Consider the following 18,481-nt stretch of genomic DNA (forward strand, 5'->3'; position numbering starts at 1 on the left):
ACCCCCAAACCAATCCCGAGGAGAGCCCGTGCCGAAGTCCACCCGCCGCGCCGGTGCCATTACTCTTGCCGTTGCCGCTCTCGTCACGTCGGCATGCGCCTATACATCCGAGAATGCCGGCGAGGCACCACAATCCGCGCCGACGGCCGGCGGCCCGAATCTCGCCGATGTCTGTCCGGAGAACATCGGAATCCAACTGCAGTGGCAGCCACAGTCCGACATGGGCGCGGTGTTCGCGATGCTGGGCCCGGGCTACCGCGTCGACACCGACGGCAAGTCGGTGACCGGCCCGCTGGTGGCCGGCGGCTTGGACACCGGCGTGGAGTTGACACTGAAGTCCGGTGGCCCCGCCATCGGCTTTCAGTCCGTGACATCCCAGATGTATGTGGATGATTCGGCGATGCTGGGCATCGTGCACGGCGACCAGTTGATCGCCGCGGCCGCCAAACAGCCGGTGGTCGGTGTGACGCCGCTGCTGAAGTACAGTCCCGCCATCCTGATGTGGGATCCGCAGAGCCACCCGCAGTGGTCGTCGGTGGCCGACATCGGCAAAACAGACACCACCGTCGTGGTGTCCAAGGACCAGATCTTCCCGCAGTGGATGGTGAGCAAGGGCCTGCTGAAGCAATCGCAGATCGACACCAGTTATGACGGGGCGCCGTCGCGCTTCGTCGGCGACCCGACGTTCGCACAGCAAGGTTTTGCGAATTCGGAGCCCTACACCTATGAGTTCGACACCCCTGCCTGGAGCCGGCCGGTCGCCTACGGGCTCATCAAAGACGTCGGCTATGACATCTACGCATCCAACGTCGTCGTCCGCGCCGACCGCCTACAGCAGTTCGCACCGTGCCTGCAGAGGCTCGTGCCCATCATCCAGCAATCCGGCGTCGACTACGTCGCCGCGCCGGAGGAAACCAACAAGGTCATCGTCGACGTGGTCGGGCAGGATCCCACGTACTCCCCCTACACCGAGGCCGAGGCCGCCTACAGCGCAAAGCTGCTCACGGACAAGGGGCTTATGGCCAACGAGGACAGCGGTGCGTTCGGCGTCTACGACGAGGCCCGCGTGCAGCGCAACGTCGATGACCTCCGACCGGTGCTCGCGGCCACCGGCAACGACGTCCCCGACACCACCTCCGCCGCAGACCTTTTCACCAACCAGTTCACCGACAAGTCCATCTCCATCGGCTGACGGCGCCACGACCACCTGAGAGGCATCTTTCGATGACATCTGACATGACCGAACTGCAGCGTGAGCGCGGTATGGGCGGGCTGGGCACCGAACGAGCCCGCGAGGTCCGGCGCATCTCCCTGGCCGGCCTCGATACCCGACGCGCCGACATTGCCGACGAATTGTGGTCGGCAGCAACGGATATCGGCTTCTTCCAGGTCGTCGACCACGGTATCGACCTGGACGACGTAGGGCGCGCGTTCGCGATGGCCGAGGCGTTCTTCACACTGCCCGACGACGTCAAGGCACGCCGGCCGAAGCGGTTCAACTCCGGCTGGGAGAGCCTGACGCAGATCCGCCCCTCGGTCGGAACACCCGACCAGAAGGAGTCCTACCAGGTCAGCCTGTCCGACATGGACGGGCTGTGGCCGACGGCCGAGGAACTGGCCGGGTTCCAGGAGACGATGCTGGACTTCGAGCACAAGTGCTGGGCATTGGCGATGGAGCTGCTCTCGCTCTTCGCCGACAAGCTGGGCTTCGACCGTGACTTCTTCACCCGCGCCCACGACCCTTCGTCGGCGACCTACCAGAGCACGCTACGACTGTTGCACTACTTCGCCGTGCCGGCCGACGCCGACCTCGACGGAATGTGGCGGGCGGGGGCCCACACCGACTTCGACTGCCTCACACTGCTGTTTCAGCGCGCCGGCCAGGGCGGCTTGCAGGTGTGCCCAGGCAAAGAGTCCGCCGAGCAGGAGTGGACGCCGATCGAACCGTCCGACGACGTGATCACCTGCAATATCGGCGACATGCTGATGCGGTGGAGTGACGATGCGCTGCCGTCGAACTTTCACCGTGTGCGCAGCCCCGGACCTGATGAGCACCGCGGAGCGCGCTACAGCATCGCATTCTTCGCTCAGGCCAACAGCGAGGTCATGATCGCGGGCCCGCACCGGGAGTATCCACCGATCAGCGCGAAAGACTACCTGCAACAACGCATCACAGCGAACTTCACCAGGTAGCCGGACCGGCCGTCGGGCAGCGTGTGCGGGGACAGTAGCGTATCGGGATGCTTCCCTGTATCCCGACCACTCAGACCAGCGCATGACCTTCGCGGACATCGCGCTGCTGTTCGTCGCCGGGATCGCCGGCGGATTGGCCGGCAGCATCGCCGGGCTGGCGTCGGTGGCCACCTATCCCGCCTTGCTGTTGGTCGGCTTGCCACCGGTGACGGCGAATGTGACCAACACCGTGGCGATGGTGTTCAACGGCATCGGCTCGGTGTGGGGATCGCGGCCCGAACTGGCGGGCCAGGGTGCGTGGCTCAAACGCGTCGTTCCGATTGCCGTAATCGGGGGCGCTACCGGTGCGGCGCTACTGCTGTGTACGCCGGCCGAGGGCTTCGAGAAGGTGGTGCCGTTCCTACTCGCGTTCGCGTCGGTGGCAATCCTGCTGCCGCGCAAGGAACATCGCGAAGCCCGGGTCGCCAGCTATCGCGATCACATGATCAAGGTTCTGGTCGAGGCCGGCGCGATCTTCTTGATCACGATCTACGGCGGCTATTTCGGCGCTGCGGCCGGTGTGCTGTTGTTGGCCCTGTTGTTGCGGGCGGGCGGTGCGACACTACCGCATGCCAACGCGGGCAAGAACGTCCTCCTCGGGGTCGCAAACTCGGTCGCGGCGCTCGCGTTCGCGGTATTCGCGCCGGTGCACTGGGCTGCGGTGGCGCCGCTGGGCCTCGGATGCCTGATCGGCAGCCGGCTCGGTCCGATCGTCGTACGCCACGCTCCGGCCACGCCGCTGCGGGTGCTCATCGGCGCGGCCGGGGTGACGCTGGCGGTCAAACTCGCCCTCGACGCCTACTGACCCCCGCGCGAGCAGACACTCCGGTACCCGGGAAAGCGCCATCCTGGGTACGGCAGCGTCTGCTGGCCGGAGAAAAGTCAGCTGAACGGACTGTCGCCCTTGGTAACCCGGGTACCGAGCGCGATGAGGTTCTCGGCCGACGCATGCAACTGCTCACCCGCTTCGCGGCTGGCCTGCCCGGCCAGGTAACGCGACCAGGTGCCCTCGATGACGATGCCGAGCTTGAAACACGCCAGCGCCACATACCAGTCGAGCCTTGAGGTTTCGCGTCCCCCGGCATCGCGGTACGCATCGAGCAGCTCACCGCGGCCCGCCAGATCGCCCAGTGCCGCAAGCGCAGCCCCGGCGTTTATCGGATTGGGGTCGTGGGGCCAGCACACCAGCATCCAGCCCAGATCGAGCAGTGGATCACCGACCGTGCACATCTCCCAGTCGATGAACGCGGCGAGCTCGGGCACCTCACGCCGCAGCAGCACATTGTTGAGGTGCGCGTCGCCGTGCATGATGCCCGGCTCACCGTCCGGTGGCCGGTTGTCTTCCAACCACCGAGCCAGCTCGCCCACGTCGGTCAGCGATTCGGGCTGGTAGTCGTCGTGGCGGTAGCTCTCCAGCAGCTTCAGAAACTGCGGAACCTGGCGTGCCAGAAAGGATCCCGGCCGCCGGATCGCCGCAAGCTCGCTGTTCTCCCACGCCACGTTGCCGAGCTGCGCCAAACTGCCCGCGTATGACAGGCCGACGCGGTGGCGCATACCCGCATCCTGGTACGCCGGCGCCACTTCGTTCCCGGGGTTGAAGCCGTCAACCTCTTCCATCAGGTAGAACACCACGCCGAGCACGTCGAGGTCGGTGCAGCCGGCGATGAAGCCGGGATGGGGAACGCCCGACCCGGCCAGGGTGCGCAGCACGGCGATCTCACGCATCATCGTCTTGTCGCTCGTGGGGCGGGGATGCACGGGTGGGCGGCGCAGCACCATCGGCCGTCCGTCCAGGTGCAGCCGCACGACGATGTTCTGCGTTCCCCCGGTCAGCGGCGCCACATCGGTCACCCGCGACCCGATTCCCTGCGCCCGAACCCACCGCTGAAGCGCGGCCTGATCGGTATCGCTCAACGTTGGCAGCTGCTGCACATCACCGGGCATGCAGACATCGTGCCAGCCGTCCTTCAGTTCTTGCGGGCGGTCACCAACAAGTACTCCCACTCCATCGACGAGCCACCCTGCAGGAAATCATCGCCGATGCGCGCGATGTCGGCGTCGAGCGCCGCGACGCGGTCCTCGTTTCCCTCGATGTTGCGGTACGCCGCGATCGTGGGCCCGTACACGGACTTGAAGTAGTCGCGGAAGGCGGCGCCGTCGGCGAAGTGGTCGACGGTCAGCGTGCGCCGTTCGGTGACGACATCGCCGACCCGGTCGCCGAGCAGCCCACGCACATGGTCCTCTTGGCCCCACAGCGGAGGCGGCTGCGCGCCGGGCGGCGGCGCGGGCACATAGGGTTTCATCGTCGCGAACAGCCGCCCGATGTGCCCCTCGGGGGTCCAGCTGAGCACACCCAGCCTGCCACCCGGTTTGCACACCCGGATCAATTCGTCGGCGGCCTGTTGGTGGAACGGCGCGAACATCACGCCGATGCACGACATGACGACGTCGAATTCGTCGTTCCCGAACGGCAATTGATGTGCGTTGGCCTCCCGCCATTCGAGTTCGGCGCCGCGCTCGGCAGCCAGCGCTCGCCCATGCTCGAGTAGCTCCGGACACAGGTCACTGGCAATGACGCTGGCGCCGGTCTGCGCGGCGGGGATCGCCGCGTTTCCGGTCCCGGCGGCCACGTCGAGCACGCGGTCGCCCGGGCCGATGCCGCAGGCTTGCACCAGGACGGGGCCGAGTGGTGATACGAGTTCGGCGGCGAGTTTCGGATAGTCGCCGGACGCCCACATGGCGCGATGTTTGGTCGCTATCTCGCGATCGGATATCACGGAGTTCATGGGAGGGCTCCTCTCAGACGGTTGCGACCATCGTCACGCCGGCTGCCCGTGCGGTCCAGTACCAGATCTGTACTGGGGGTGGTTCAAAATCTGTATTGGCTTCGGCGGCTATCAGCGGTGTACTTATGCGCAGGGTCTCCTGGAGGTGTCGCCGATGTCGACCTACGGTCAGTTCTGCCCCGTGGCCAAGGCCATGGAACTTCTCGATGAGCGTTGGACCTTGCTCGTGGTCCGTGAGCTGCTACTGGGCAGCACCCACTTCAACGATCTGCGCCGCGGCGTGCCGAAGATGTCGCCTGCCCTGTTGTCGAAGCGACTGAAGTCGCTCACCCGCGCCGGCGTCATCGAACGCAGCGAGATCGACGGCCGAGCAACGTATTCCCTCACGCCGTGCGGGCGGGAGCTGGCCGGTGTCGTCGATGCGCTCGGCGCATGGGGGGTGCGGTGGATCGGCGACCTCGGCGAGGAAGACCTCGACCCGCACCTCCTCTTCTGGGACATGCGCCGCACGATTCCCATCGACGACTGGCCACGGACGCGCACCACCGTCGCGTTCATTCTCGACGGTGTGGCGCCGAGGGCGTCGCGTTGGTGGTTGGTGGTAGCCGACGGTCAGGCCGATGTGTGTGACTTCGATCCCGGCTATGACGTCACCGGCACGGTCGAAACCACCCTCGCCACGCTCACCCGCATCTGGCGGGGCGATGTCGGTTGGTCGCATGCGGTGCTCGACGGAAGCGTCGCGCTCTCGGGGTCCGCCGAAGTCCGTCGCGCCATCCCGAAGTGGCTCGGGCAGAGCCTGTCGGCGGCGATTCCGCGACCGGCCTGAGCACTCAGTCCAGGAGCCGGCGCGCGACGTTGGTACTGACGAGGTCGAGTAGTTCGTCGGCGCGGCCGGCCAGGATGGTGCGGATCGCGTACAACGAAAAGCCTTTGGCCTGTTCGGCGGTTATTGCCGGAGGTATCGAGAGCTCTTGGCGTGCGGTGACGACGTCGACGACGGCCGGCCCGTCGTGGGAGAACGCCTCGCGCAGCGCCGTTTCGAGGTGGCTCGGTTCGGTCACCCGCCTGCCGAAGACACCCATCGACTGCGCGACCGCGGCGAAGTCCGGGTTCACCAGATCGGTACCGAACGTGACGATGCCCGCCGCCTTCATCTCCAGTTCGACGAAGTTCAGCGACGAGTTGTTGAAGACGATCAGCTTGACCGGCAGGCGGTTCTGGATGAGCGTGACGAGTTCGCCGAACAGCATCGTCAAGCCACCGTCACCGGCCAGCGCAACCACCTGCCGGTTGGGGAACGCGGTCTGCGCACCGATCGCGTGCGGCAAGGCGTTCGCCATCGTGCCGTGGTTGAACGAGCCGATGAGGCGGCGCCTGCCGTTCATCGTCAGGTATCGCGCCGCCCAGACCACCGGCGATCCGACGTCGCAGGTGAACACGGCGTCGTCGGCCGCGAGCCGGTTGGCAAGGCCAGCAACGTATTCGGGCCGGATCGGGGTGCGGTCGCGGTCGTTGACCGCAAGGGCGTCGAGCGATTTGCGGGTCTTGCGGTAGTGCGACAGCGCCCGCTCGAGGTGTTCGCGGTCCTGTTTGGGTCGCAGCAGCGGCATGAGCGCGGCCAGCGTGTCTTTGACGGTTCCGCGCAGGCCGAGGTCGATCGGGGTACGCCTGCCGAGGTTGCGGCCGCGGATGTCGACCTGGATGATTTTGGCGCCCTCGGGATAGAACTGCTGATACGGGAAGTCGGTGCCGAGCATCAGCAGCGTGTCGGCCTCCTTGATGGCCTTGTAGCCGGAGGCGAACCCGAGCAGCCCGGTCATCCCGACGTCGAACGGGTTGTCGTATTCGATGAACTCCTTGCCGCGCAACGCATGCACGATGGGCGCCTGCAGCATCGTGGCGAGTTGGATCAGCGCGTCATGCGATCCGGCCACGCCCGCCCCGCCGAGGATGGTGACGTGCCTGGCGGCGTTGAGAATGTCGGCGGCCCGGCGCAGCGACTCGTCGTCGGGGCGCATCACCGAGCGAGTCGGCAGCACCGGCCGCAGTGCCCACTCGGTCTCGGCGGCTCGCTGCAAGAAGATCTCACCCGGGATGACGACGACGGCGACGCCGTTCTCCTCGACCGCGGCGCGCATGGCCATCTGCAGGATGCGCGGCGCCATCTCCGGAGTGCTGACGAGTTCGCAATAGACGCTGCACTCGCGGAACAGGTCCTGCGGGTGGGTCTCCTGGAAATACTCCGAGCCGATCTCGGTGCGCGGAATGTGCGCGGCGATCGCCAACACCGGTACGCGGCTGCGGTGCGCGTCGAACAGGCCGTTGATCAGATGCAGATTGCCCGGACCGCAACTGCCCGCACACACCGCCAATTGCCCGGTCAGGCCGGCGTCGGCGGCGGCCGCGAACGCCGCCGACTCCTCGTGGCGAACGTGTTCCCACGAGATGTCACCGCTGCGGCGAATGGCGTCGGTGAATCCGTTGAGGCTGTCACCGGGAAGCCCGTAGACCCGGCGGACGCCGCTGATCTTGAGCGCGGAGATGACGTGATCAGCGACAGTCGCCATGGCCGAAGCGTAGCGCGGCCGCCCCTACTTGGGGGCGAAGCGCTGGCCGGCGTCCAAGCGGATGCACTGGCCGTTGAGCATCGCGTTCTCCACGATCGCCACCGCGAGCTTGGCGTACTCCTCCGGCCGGCCCAGCCGCTTGGGGAACGCGGCGTCCTTGGTCAGCACGTTGGCGAACTCGTCGGGGATGCCCTCGGTGAGGCCCGTCGCGAACAGGCTCGGCGCGATCGCCAGCGCGCGAATGCCCAAGCTTCCGAGGTCACGTGCCATGGTCAGGCACATTCCGGCGATCGCGGCCTTGGACGCGGTGTAGGCGACCTGACCGATCTGGCCCTCGAACGCCGCGATCGAGGCGGTGTTGATGATGACGCCGCGTTCCTCGGCCTCGGCGTCGACCGGTTCGTTCTTGCTCATGTGCCACGCCGCCAGCCGGCTGATGTTGAACGTGCCGATGAGGTTGAGGTCGATGCTCGCCCGGAACGAATCGAGGCTGTGCGGGCCGTCCTTCTTGATCGTGCGTTCGCCGATGCCGCCGCCCGCCGTCGTCACCGCGATGTGCAGGCCGCCCAATGCGTCGACCGCGCGCTGCAGGGTCTCCTCGGTGCCCGCGAAGTCGGTGACGTCGACTTCGAAGAACGAGCCGCCGATCTGGTCGGCCACTTCCTGGCCCTTCGACTGCGGCCGGTCCAGCACCGCGACGCTGGCACCACGCTTGGCCAGCGCCTCCGCGGTGGCCCGGCCGAAGCCGGACGCGCCGCCGACAACGACAGCCTTCTTGCCTTCGATCTCCATCTAGCTCCCTTTCCAAAAATGACCGAAATCGTAAAGTAACTTAACCCATGGAGGCTTCCGGTAAGGCTTTCGGGTTCTGGCCGCGCGCAAACGCACATGTCACGACTTCGTAAGGTCTGCACGCCGGCCGCGGCGGTAGGTTTTGACCATGGCAGATCGCGGGCTCAGCACGCCGGCCCCGGATCGCACCCGTCCTGCGGCACCGATGGCCGGCGTCGCCGCCGCTGCCGTCGCGCTCGGTGTCGCCGAGATCGTCGCCGTGCCGTTCGGACCCGCCGCCGACGCGCGTACGGCGGTCGGCTCGGCCGTCATCGACCTGACACCGGGCCCGGTGAAGGAATGGGCCATCACGACATTCGGCACCGCGGACAAACTGGTGCTGACGCTGCTCGTGCTCGCGGTCATCGCGGTGATCGCCGCGCTCACCGCCCCGTGGGAAACCCGCAGGGTCCCGGTCGGCAGCATCGCGATCGGCCTCGGCGGTGTGCTCGGCTGTGCGGCCGTGCTGTCGCGCCCGGGCGCGTCCGGGTGGGCGATCGTGCCGACCCTCGTCGGAGCGATGTGCGGTATCGCGGTGCTGCGCCTGCTCACGTCAGGCCGATTCGGCGATCCGCCCGCGAACGCCGAACCCGACGACGGGTTCGACCCGGGCCGGCGGCTCTCACTCGTCACCCTCGGGTTCCTGACCGCGGGCGCGGTGACGGGTGTGGCGGGCGCCGTCCTGTCGCGGCTCGCCGCATCGGTGGCCGACGACCGCAACGCGTTCGCGCTGCCGCGCGCGGCGGTTCCCGCGCCGCCCGTACCGCCGACCGTGCAACCGGCGGATGTGGCGCTGCCGTCGTTCGTCACCCCGACGCCGCAGTTCTACCGGATCGACACCGCGTTGAGCGTGCCGCAGCTCAGCCGCGCCGACTGGGCACTGCGCATCCACGGCATGACCGACCGCGAAGTCGTCTACCGGTTCGCCGACCTGGAGCGGTTCGAGGTCGTAGAAAAGGTCGTCACCCTCACGTGCGTGTCCAACGTCGTTGGCGGCGACTTGATCTCGACCGCCCGCTGGACCGGCTACCGCGTCCGCGATCTACTCGCCGAGGCCGGCGTGTCGCCGGATGCCGACATGGTGCTCTCGACGTCGATCGACGGATTCACCGCGGGCACACCGGTGCAAGCACTCACCGACGACCGCGACGCGCTGTTGGTGATCGGCATGAACGGCGAGCCACTACCGCCCAAGCACGGTTATCCGGCCAGGCTCGTGGTGCCCGGGTTGTACGGCTACGTGTCGGCCACCAAGTGGGTGGTCGATCTGGAGCTGACCCGATTCGACCGCGCCGAGGCGTACTGGACCAAGCTCGGCTGGGCCGCGCACGGCCCGATCAAGACCCAGTCGCGCATCGACGTCCCCCGCGACGGCCAGGAGGTCAGCCGCGGGCCGGTCCGCTTCGGTGGCGTCGCATGGGCCCAGAATCGCGGCGTGCGCACCGTCGAGGTCAAGATCGACGGCCCGAACCGGCAAGGCGACTGGGCGGCGGCCGAGTTGGGCGCTGCCTACTCCGCTGACACCTGGCGGTTGTGGAGCTTCGACTGGACGGCCACCGAAACCGGTGAGCACACCATCACGGTGCGCGCCACCGACAACACCGGCGCGGTGCAGACCGCGGAGCGCGCCGACCCCGTCCCCGACGGCGCGACCGGCTGGCACACCGTCACCTTCGACGTGACCTGATCACCCCTCTGATCACCCCGCACCGCGAGCGACCGTGTCTGTACCGCGCCACGCCGCATTTCGCCGTACAAAAGCGGTCGCTCACGGCGCAACACATCGCATAGGTTGGCGTGCCATGACACCGGCACAGCAATGGCGCGACACGCTCCGTCAGTCCCTGCTGTCAGCGCGCAAGGCGCGTCACACCGCACGCGTCGCGGCGATCCGCTCGGCGCTGAGCGCGATCGACAACGCCGAGGCGCCCGACGCCGTCACGCTCGACGCGAACATGGACGGGCCCGTCGCAGGCGCACTGTCGGGCCTCGGCGCGGGAGAGGTCGCCCGCCGCGAACTCACCGACGGCGAGATCCGCGACCTCATCCAGGCCGAGATCGACGAACGCCTCGCCGCCGCAGAGCAATACACCGCAGGCGGTCACCACACCCAAGCGGCCGATCTTCGCTCACAGGCCGAGGTGCTCGCCGAAGCCCTCGGCGATGTCTGAGCACCGTGGCACGCTGAGGGGATGTTGCTCGCCGAAGTCGCTGCTGCCTCCACCGACGTCGCGGCGGCTTCGGCGCGGCTGGCGAAGATCGGCCGCATCGCCACACTGCTGACCCACGTCGCCGGCGACGGCGATGCCCGGGCCGTGGCGGTCACCGTGTCGTGGCTGTCCGGCGAACTGCCGCAGCGCCAGATCGGGGTCGGTTGGGCGGCGTTGCGTTCGCTGCCCGCGCCCGCAGCGACAGCCACGCTGACCGTCGTCGACGTCGACGCGCGGTTCAGCGAGATCGGCGGGGTCTCCGGCAAGGGCTCGCAGGCCCGGCGGGCCGAGCTCGTACGCGACCTGTTCAGCACCGCCACCGACACCGAGCAGACGTTCCTGCGCCGGTTGCTCAGCGGCGAGTTGCGCCAGGGCGCCCTGGCCGGGGTCATGGCCGACGCAGTCGCCAAGGCCGCGGGCATCCCCGCACCCGAGGTCCGGCGCGCGGCGATGCTGGCCGGTGACCTGCCCGCGGTCGCCGCCGCCGCGCTCACCGGCGGCAGCGCCGCCCTTAACGAGTTCCGTTTGCAGGTCGGCCGTCCGGTCGGGCCGATGCTCGCGCAGACCGCGACGGGCGTCGCAGATGCGCTGGAACGGCTTGGCGGCAAAGCCGTTCTGGAGGCGAAGCTCGACGGCGCACGGGTACAGATCCACCGCAAGGGCGCCGAGGTGTCGGTCTACACCCGCAGCCTCGACGACGTGACCTCGCGCCTGCCCGAGGTGGTCGAGGCGACGCGGGCACTGCCGGCCAGTGAGCTGATCGCCGACGCCGAAGCCATCGCGTTGCGCCCGGACGGTCGCCCGCACCGATTTCAGGTCACCGCAGCCAGGTTCGGCAGCAAGAACCCGCGCGACCTCGAGCCGCTGTCGGTGTTCTTCTTCGACCTGTTGCATGTCGACGGTCGGGATCTGCTCGACCTGCCCACCCACGAGCGGCTCGCGGCACTCGACGCGATCGTGCCGGCTGCGCAGCGCGTCGACCGCCTGGTGACGACGGAAGCCGGCGCGGCACAAGAATTCCTCGACCGCACCTTGGCTGCCGGGCACGAAGGCGTGATGGCGAAGTCGCCGACGGCACCGTACGAAGCCGGCCGGCGGGGTGCGGGCTGGCTGAAGGTCAAGCCTGTGCACACTCTGGATCTGGTGGTCCTCGCCGTCGAGTGGGGCTCGGGTCGGCGCACCGGCAAACTGTCGAATATCCATCTGGGCGCCCGCGATCCGGCCAACGGCGGTTTCGTCATGCTGGGCAAGACGTTCAAGGGCATGACCGACGCCATGCTCGATTGGCAGACCACTCGCTTCACCGAGCTGGCCGACGGCCCGACCGACGGCTACGTCGTCAAGGTGCGGCCCGAGCAGGTCGTCGAGATCGCATTCGACGGTGTGCAGAAATCCACGCGGTATCCGGGCGGGATGGCATTGCGATTCGCGCGGGTCCTGCGATACCGCGACGACAAGGCGCCGGCCGAGGCCGATACGGTCGACACCGTCCGCGCATTTTACGAGCGCGGCGGATAACACTCGATACCGGGAATTACAGCCGCATCGTTTCGTGCGATGCAAGGATCGGAATCGATACGCACACGACACCGGGCCAGCGAGGAGAGACCGTGGCTACACCTGATGCCCCAACGGCGGATCGCATCGAGGAGCACGACGGCGACATCACCTATATCCGCACGGACAAAGATCTGCCGCCGGTGGCGATCATCGACCGCTCGCCGATCACCACCAAGCACAAGATCATCTTCGCGATCATCGCACTGGTGGGTGCGGTGGCCTGGGCCGTCATCGCGTTCTTCCGCGGGGAGACGGTCAACGCGGTCTGGTTCGTGATCGCCGCGATCTGTACCTACGTCATCGGATTCCGGTTCTACGCGCGGCTGATCGAGATGAAGATCGTCAAGCCCCGTGACGACAACGCCACTCCGGCCGAGCTTTTCGAGAACGGCACCGACTACATGCCGACCGATCGCCGGGTGCTGTTCGGTCACCACTTCGCCGCGATCGCCGGCGCGGGCCCGCTCGTCGGCCCGGTCCTCGCGATGCAGATGGGTTATCTGCCAGGCACGATCTGGATCATCATCGGTGCGGTGTTGGCCGGTTGTGTGCAGGACTATCTCGTGCTGTCGATCTCGACCCGCCGCCGTGGCCGGTCGCTGGGTCAGATGGCCCGCGACGAACTCGGCGCCGTCGGTGGCGTGGCCGCGATCGTCGGCGTCCTGGCCATCATGGTGATTCTGCTCGCGGTGCTGGCGCTGGTGGTGGTCGGCGCGCTCGCCGAGAGCCCGTGGGGCGTCTTCTCGATTGCGATGACGATCCCCATCGCGCTGTTCATGGGTGTGTACCTGCGCTTCCTGCGCCCCGGCCGGGTGTCTGAGGTGTCGCTCATCGGTGTCGCCCTGCTGCTGCTCGCGGTCGTCGCCGGCGGCTGGGTTGCCGAAACAGACTGGGGTGCAGACTGGTTCACGCTGTCGAAGGTGACGCTGTCCTGGTGCCTCATCATCTACGGCTTCGCCGCCTCGGTGCTGCCGGTCTGGCTGCTGCTGGCGCCCCGCGACTACCTGTCCACGTTCATGAAAGTGGGCACCATCGCGCTGCTCGCGATCGGCATCCTCATCGCCCAACCCGTCATGCAAGCCCCGGCGATCTCCGACTTCGCGACGCGCGGCGACGGCCCGGTGTTCGCGGGTTCGCTGTTCCCGTTCCTGTTCATCACCATTGCCTGCGGTGCCCTGTCGGGCTTCCATGCCCTGATCTCATCGGGCACCACACCGAAGTTGGTGGAGAAGGAAAGTCAGATGCGGCTCATCGGCTACGGTGGCATGCTCACCGAGTCGTTCGTCGCGATCATGGCACTGATCACCGCGGCGATCCTCAACCAGCATCTGTACTTCACCCTCAACGCACCGACGGCCCAGACCGGTGGCACGGCGGAAACCGCAGCCGCCTATGCCAACAGCCTCGGATTGTCCGGGCCCGACATCACGCCCGAGCAGATCACCCAGGCCGCCGAAGACGTCGGCGAGGAGTCGATCGTATCCCGTACCGGCGGCGCCCCGACACTCGCGATCGGCATATCCGAGGTACTGCATCAGGTCTTCGGCGGCGAAGGGCTCAAAGCCTTCTGGTATCACTTCGCGATCATGTTCGAAGCGCTGTTCATTCTCACCACCGTCGACGCCGGCACCCGGGTGGCCCGGTTCATGTTGTCGGACGGCCTGAGCAACCTCGGGGGGCCGCTGCGCAAGCTCAAGGATCCGAGCTGGCGCGTCGGCGCCTGGATCTGCAGCGTGCTGGTGGTCGCCGGCTGGGGCAGCATCTTGCTGATGGGTGTCACCGATCCGCTCGGCGGCATCAATACCCTTTTCCCGTTGTTCGGCATCGCCAACCAGCTTCTGGCCGCGATCGCGCTGACGGTGGTCACCGTGGTGGTCATCAAGAAGGGCTTGCTGAAATGGGCGTGGATTCCCGCGATTCCGCTGGTGTGGGATCTCATCGTCACGCTGACGGCGTCCTGGCAGAAGATCTTCTCCGGCGATCCCCGGGTGGGCTACTGGACGCAGCATTTCCGTTATCGCGAGGCGCAGGAGGCGGGTGCGACGACGTTCGGGGCGGCGAAGAATCCCGATGAGATCAGCGACGTCATCCGCAACACGTTCATCCAGGGCACCCTGTCAATCGTGTTCGCGCTGCTCGTGATCATCGTGTTCGTGGCCGGTGTCATCGTGGCCCTCAGAGCGATTCAAGGCACCGGTAAACCGATGACCGAGGACGAGCCCGTGCCATCGCGCATCTTCGCACCATCCGGCCTGATCCCGACTTCGGCGGAAAAGGAGGTGGGTAAACAGTGGGACGCATTGCCCGGCGCGCACGCGCGGCCGCACGCCAAATCGGCTGGTACTGGGGCACATTGATGGGCGACAACCACTATCGGCGGTACGTCGAGCACCGGGCCCGCACCCATCCCGGTGAGCCGGTGCTCTCCGAGCGCGACTACTGGAAGATGCGCCACCGCAACACGGATGCGAACCCGTCGGCACGCTGCTGCTGACGGTCGAATCTGCGCGATCACCTGTCCTGGCAGGACGACATTCCGCTAAACTGTCGCCCATACGGTAAGGCCGTCGTGAATGGAGCGCGCCCGTGAACAAAGACGACATGATCCTGATCAGCGTTGACGATCACATCGTCGAACCGCCTGACATGTTCAAAAATCACCTGCCGAAGAAGTACGTCGACGAGGCGCCACGTCTCGTCCACAACCCCGACGGCTCGGATACATGGCAGTTCCGCGACATCGTCATCCCCAACGTGGCACTCAACGCGGTGGCGGGCCGACCCAAGGAGGAATACGGCCTCGAGCCCCAGGGCCTCGACGAGATCCGTAAGGGCTGCTACAACGTCGACGAGCGGGTCAAGGACATGAACGCCGGCGGCATCCTCGGCTCGATCTGCTTCCCGTCCTTCCCCGGCTTCGCCGGGCGCCTGTTCGCCACCGAGGATCCCGAGTTCTCGCTCGCACTCGTCCAGGCCTACAACGACTGGCACATCGACGAATGGTGCGGCGCCTACCCCGCCCGCTTCATCCCGATGGCGCTTCCGGTGATCTGGGACGCCGAGGCCTGCGCCGACGAGGTGCGGCGGGTGTCGAAGAAAGGCGTGCACGCGCTCACGTTCACCGAGAACCCGGCGGCCATGGGATATCCGAGTTTTCACGACGACTACTGGACGCCGCTGTGGAAAGCATTGTGCGACACCAACACCGTGCTCAACGTGCACATCGGGTCTTCGGGCAAGCTCGCGATCACCGCCCCGGACGCGCCACTGGACGTGATGATCACGCTCCAGCCGATGAACATCGTGCAAGCGGCGGCAGATCTGTTGTGGTCCAAACCCATCAAGGACTATCCGGATCTCAAGATCGGGCTCAGCGAGGGTGGCACCGGATGGATTCCGTACTTCCTCGAGCGTGTCGACCGCACCTACGAGATGCACTCGACCTGGACGCATCAGAACTTCGGCGGCAAGTTGCCCAGTGAGGTGTTCCGTGACCACTTCCTGACGTGCTTCATCTCCGATCCGGTGGGCGTGGCCCTGCGCAACAAGATCGGCATCGACAACATCTGCTGGGAAGCCGATTACCCGCACAGCGACTCGATGTGGCCCGGCGCGCCCGAGGAGCTGTGGGAGGTGCTGACCGAGAACAACGTGCCCGACGACGAGATCAACAAGATGACGTACGAGAATGCCATGCGGTGGTACTCGTTCGATCCGTTCAGCCACATCTCGCGGGAACAGGCCACCGTCGGCGCGCTGCGCAAGGCCGCCGAAGGCCACGACGTGTCGATCCGGGCGTTGAGCCATCACGAGAAGGGCACCCGCGGCGACGCACTGCACGCCGCGGCGCGCGGTAACTCGGGTAGCGACTAGGCGCGTTCTACCGCGAACAGTCGCAGAATCACATGAAACAGCGCAATTTTATGCGATTCTGCGTCTGCTCGGCGACTTCTAGCGCAATGTGTAGCGCACCGGAAGGTGCTTGAGCCCGCCCACGAACGTCGTCGCGGTGTGCTGAGCCGGCCCGGTCAGTTCGATCGAATCCAGCCGCGGCATCAGCTCACTGAAGAAGCTGTTGATCTCCATGCGGGCGAGCGCAGCGCCGAGGCAGAAGTGCACGCCGTAGCCGAACGCCACATGTTTGTTGGGTTCGCGCCCGACGTCGAACCGGAACGGGTCATCGAAGATCTCCTCGTCGCGGTTGCCCGACGGGTACGACAGCAATACCGACTCCCCCGCCGCAATCGGCACGTCGCGCACCACGGTGTCGACAGCGGCGGTGCGCATGAACGCCTTCACCGGGGTCACCCAGCGGATCATCTCCTCGGTCGCCGACGCCATCAATCCCGGTTCTGCCTTCAACCGTGCCATCTCGTCGGGGTTTTGAAGCAGCGCGAGCATGCCACCGGATATGGTCGCGCTTGTGGTGTCGTGCCCAGCGGCCGCCACGATCGCGTAGTAGGACACCGTCTCGATGTCGTTGAGTGGTTCACCGTCGACGCGGGCATTCGCGATCGCCGACGCCAGGTCGTCGGTCGGGTTCTCCCGGCGGGACGCGGTCAGCGCGGTGAAGTACTGGAACATCTCGATCAGCGCGGTCATGGAATCCCCTGAGTCGCGCTGGTATTCGTCGTCGTCGCTGCCGAACAGTTCCTGGGTGAGCTTGAGCATCAACGGGAAATCGGCCTCGGGCACCCCGAGCAGCGACATGATCACATACAGCGGATAGTTGACCGCGACCTCTTGCACGAAGTCGCACTCGCCGCCCGCCTCCGCCATCTTGTCGACGTGAATTCTGGCCAGTTCGTCGACGCGGACCTTCAACGCGCGCATGGCTTTCGGACGGAACCAGTCCGCCCCGATCGCCCGCATGACACGGTGCTCGGGATCGTCCATGTGAATGAGGGTGCGCACGCCGACGGCAGCCTGATTGTCGTCGTTCTCACTCGTCATCAGGACAGGCCGCGGTGAGTTGGTGAAGACATCGTTGGCCCGTTCGATCGCCATGATGTCGGCGTGCTTGGTGATCGCCCAGAAGGGCTTGTACGTCGGTACCTCGACCCATGACACCGGCGTGTTGGCCCGCAGATGGGTCAGGGCCGCATGGAATTTCGCTTCGTCGGCGTAGGCCGACGGCGTGGCGAATGCCTGTGCGGCCTCGTCGATAACGCGTGTGCTCACGGACAACTCCTCAGTTCCTCTAAAACAGCCGTCACCGTTGACTGCGGTACGGCGGCGGGAAAGCTCGGCAGGACGCGGTCGATAGCGCCCGCACAGCGGCGGTGCAACGCTGCCGCCAAGGTGTCGACAGGTGCGACGACGGCAAACGCCTCGAGCATGTCGTCATCGATCAGTGTTCCCATCACATCCCACTCACCGGCTTTCGACAGCCGGTGCAACTCGGTCTGAAGCTCACCCCAACCGTGCAGTTCGAGCACCTTCCGATAGGCCGGCGTCGACGCGTAGAAAGCGAGCTGTTTGCGTACCGGCAACCCCGCCGCCCGCATCTGGGACTCGTCCTCGCCGGTCACCACGAACACCGGGCATGACACTGTGACGTCGTCACGCGCGCGGCCCGCGATCTTGATGCCACGCTCCAGCGCCGGGATGGTGACCTCGTCGAGATAGCGCCTTGTGGTGAAGGCGTGGGCCAGCAGGCCGTCGGCGACCTCACCGCACATCTCGGTCATGGCTTCACCGACCGCCGCGACGAAAACTCTGGGCGCGCCGTACGGATGGGCCTCCGGGGTGAACATCGGGGTCATCAGCGTGTGCGTGTAGAACTCGCCGGCAAACCTCAAGGGCGTACCGTCGCGCCAGCAGTCCCAGATCGCATGCAACGCCAGGATGTACTCACGCATGCGGCGCACCGGATGGCTCCACGGCATGCTGAACCGCTTCTCGATGTGCGGCTGGATCTGCGATCCCAGGCCGAGTATGAAGCGGCCGTGCGAATAGGCCTGCAGGTCCCAGCCGAGGTTGGCCACGGTCATGGGGCTGCGGGCGAACGCGACCGCGATGCTCGTGCCGATCTCCAGCCGAGATGTGTGTTCGGCGGCCAGCAACAGTGGCAGAAATGGATCGTGGCTGAGCTCGCCGGTCCAGCAGCCGTCGTAGCCCTGACGCTCCAGTGCCGCAGCCACTTCGGGAACGCGCCTCAGGTCACTGGGAATACCCCGGTCGATCTTGAGGCCGTACGCGGTACCGTCAGCCATAGCCGCAGACGCTACAGTAAGCAATTCAGTATGGTCAACGGCGGTAGGCTTGACACCCGTTGGCGAACCTCGACCGA

Annotated in this window: 16 protein-coding genes; 10 read left to right on the forward strand and 6 right to left on the reverse strand. The window is 66.5% G+C overall.

The features are described 5' to 3' along the window. Nucleotides 1-28 precede the first annotated feature (28 nt). From ACOI2T_RS24425 to ACOI2T_RS24435, 3 genes are all read left to right on the forward strand, one after another. Complete coding sequence (locus tag ACOI2T_RS24425) at nucleotides 29-1,192, forward strand: nitrate ABC transporter substrate-binding protein (RefSeq protein ID WP_409505507.1); 1,164 nt, start codon at nucleotides 29-31, stop codon at nucleotides 1,190-1,192. A gap of 32 nt (nucleotides 1,193-1,224) precedes the next feature. Continuing rightward, nucleotides 1,225-2,193 (forward strand): isopenicillin N synthase family dioxygenase, encoded by a 969-nt coding sequence (locus ACOI2T_RS24430; RefSeq protein WP_409505508.1) that lies wholly within the window; start codon nucleotides 1,225-1,227, stop codon nucleotides 2,191-2,193. An 82-nt stretch (nucleotides 2,194-2,275) separates the two neighbouring features. Next, complete coding sequence (locus ACOI2T_RS24435; RefSeq protein ID WP_409505509.1) at nucleotides 2,276-3,037, forward strand: sulfite exporter TauE/SafE family protein; 762 nt, start codon at nucleotides 2,276-2,278, stop codon at nucleotides 3,035-3,037. Nucleotides 3,038-3,114: 77 nt separating this feature from the next. Here the strand turns inward: ACOI2T_RS24435 and ACOI2T_RS24440 are convergent, their stop codons facing one another. Beyond that, nucleotides 3,115-4,176, reverse strand: a complete 1,062-nt coding sequence (locus ACOI2T_RS24440; protein ID WP_085145181.1) for a phosphotransferase family protein — start codon at nucleotides 4,174-4,176, stop codon at nucleotides 3,115-3,117. A gap of 23 nt (nucleotides 4,177-4,199) precedes the next feature. Further along, a complete protein-coding gene (locus ACOI2T_RS24445) occupies nucleotides 4,200-5,018 on the reverse strand; it encodes a class I SAM-dependent methyltransferase (RefSeq protein ID WP_409505510.1) in 819 nt (272 codons plus the stop codon). 154 nt (nucleotides 5,019-5,172) lie between these two features. On the opposite strand from ACOI2T_RS24445, the gene ACOI2T_RS24450 reads away from it, so the two are divergent. Then, the gene (locus ACOI2T_RS24450) at nucleotides 5,173-5,847 is read left to right on the forward strand and encodes a winged helix-turn-helix transcriptional regulator (protein WP_409505511.1); all 675 of its coding nucleotides are present in this window, start codon (nucleotides 5,173-5,175) and stop codon (nucleotides 5,845-5,847) included. 4 nt (nucleotides 5,848-5,851) lie between these two features. Here the strand turns inward: ACOI2T_RS24450 and poxB are convergent, their stop codons facing one another. Continuing rightward, nucleotides 5,852-7,588 carry a ubiquinone-dependent pyruvate dehydrogenase gene (gene poxB, locus ACOI2T_RS24455; RefSeq protein WP_409505512.1) on the reverse strand — a complete coding sequence of 579 codons (1,737 nt, stop codon included), beginning with the start codon at nucleotides 7,586-7,588 and terminating at the stop codon, nucleotides 5,852-5,854. 24 nt (nucleotides 7,589-7,612) lie between these two features. Further along, the gene (locus ACOI2T_RS24460; protein ID WP_067857157.1) at nucleotides 7,613-8,380 is read right to left on the reverse strand and encodes an SDR family NAD(P)-dependent oxidoreductase; all 768 of its coding nucleotides are present in this window, start codon (nucleotides 8,378-8,380) and stop codon (nucleotides 7,613-7,615) included. Nucleotides 8,381-8,585: 205 nt separating this feature from the next. On the opposite strand from ACOI2T_RS24460, the gene ACOI2T_RS24465 reads away from it, so the two are divergent. The 6 genes from ACOI2T_RS24465 to ACOI2T_RS24490 all read left to right on the forward strand — a co-directional run bounded on the left by ACOI2T_RS24465 (nucleotide 8,586) and on the right by ACOI2T_RS24490 (nucleotide 16,062). Further along, nucleotides 8,586-10,106, forward strand: coding sequence for a molybdopterin-dependent oxidoreductase (locus tag ACOI2T_RS24465; RefSeq protein WP_409505552.1), 1,521 nt, complete (start codon nucleotides 8,586-8,588; stop codon nucleotides 10,104-10,106). Between the two features lie 115 nt (nucleotides 10,107-10,221). Next, the gene (locus ACOI2T_RS24470) at nucleotides 10,222-10,590 is read left to right on the forward strand and encodes a GatB/YqeY domain-containing protein (protein ID WP_409505513.1); all 369 of its coding nucleotides are present in this window, start codon (nucleotides 10,222-10,224) and stop codon (nucleotides 10,588-10,590) included. Between the two features lie 21 nt (nucleotides 10,591-10,611). Then, nucleotides 10,612-12,147: an ATP-dependent DNA ligase gene (locus ACOI2T_RS24475; protein ID WP_409505514.1), complete on the forward strand. Its 1,536-nt coding sequence runs from the start codon at nucleotides 10,612-10,614 to the stop codon at nucleotides 12,145-12,147. A 92-nt stretch (nucleotides 12,148-12,239) separates the two neighbouring features. Continuing rightward, on the forward strand, nucleotides 12,240-14,546 hold the full coding sequence (locus ACOI2T_RS24480) for a carbon starvation CstA family protein (protein WP_409505515.1): 2,307 nt from the start codon (nucleotides 12,240-12,242) through the stop codon (nucleotides 14,544-14,546). Further along, the gene (locus tag ACOI2T_RS24485) at nucleotides 14,546-14,683 is read left to right on the forward strand and encodes a CstA-like transporter-associated (seleno)protein (protein ID WP_234791007.1); all 138 of its coding nucleotides are present in this window, start codon (nucleotides 14,546-14,548) and stop codon (nucleotides 14,681-14,683) included. The genes ACOI2T_RS24480 and ACOI2T_RS24485 overlap by 1 nt, the downstream gene beginning before the upstream one ends. 92 nt (nucleotides 14,684-14,775) lie before the next feature. Then, nucleotides 14,776-16,062: an amidohydrolase family protein gene (locus tag ACOI2T_RS24490; RefSeq protein WP_409505516.1), complete on the forward strand. Its 1,287-nt coding sequence runs from the start codon at nucleotides 14,776-14,778 to the stop codon at nucleotides 16,060-16,062. 78 nt (nucleotides 16,063-16,140) lie between these two features. Here ACOI2T_RS24490 and ACOI2T_RS24495 read toward each other — a convergent pair whose 3' ends face one another. Both ACOI2T_RS24495 and ACOI2T_RS24500 read right to left on the reverse strand, forming a co-directional pair. After that, nucleotides 16,141-17,355, reverse strand: coding sequence for a cytochrome P450 (locus tag ACOI2T_RS24495; RefSeq protein ID WP_409505553.1), 1,215 nt, complete (start codon nucleotides 17,353-17,355; stop codon nucleotides 16,141-16,143). A gap of 11 nt (nucleotides 17,356-17,366) precedes the next feature. Next, entirely contained in the window at nucleotides 17,367-18,404 is a 1,038-nt protein-coding gene (locus tag ACOI2T_RS24500; RefSeq protein WP_409505517.1) for an LLM class F420-dependent oxidoreductase, read from the reverse strand. Nucleotides 18,405-18,481: the final 77 nt, after the last annotated feature.

Source organism: Mycolicibacterium wolinskyi str. Jessa 2025 (genome assembly GCF_049241375.1).
Classification (GTDB): Bacteria; Actinomycetota; Actinomycetes; order Mycobacteriales; family Mycobacteriaceae; genus Mycobacterium; species Mycobacterium wolinskyi.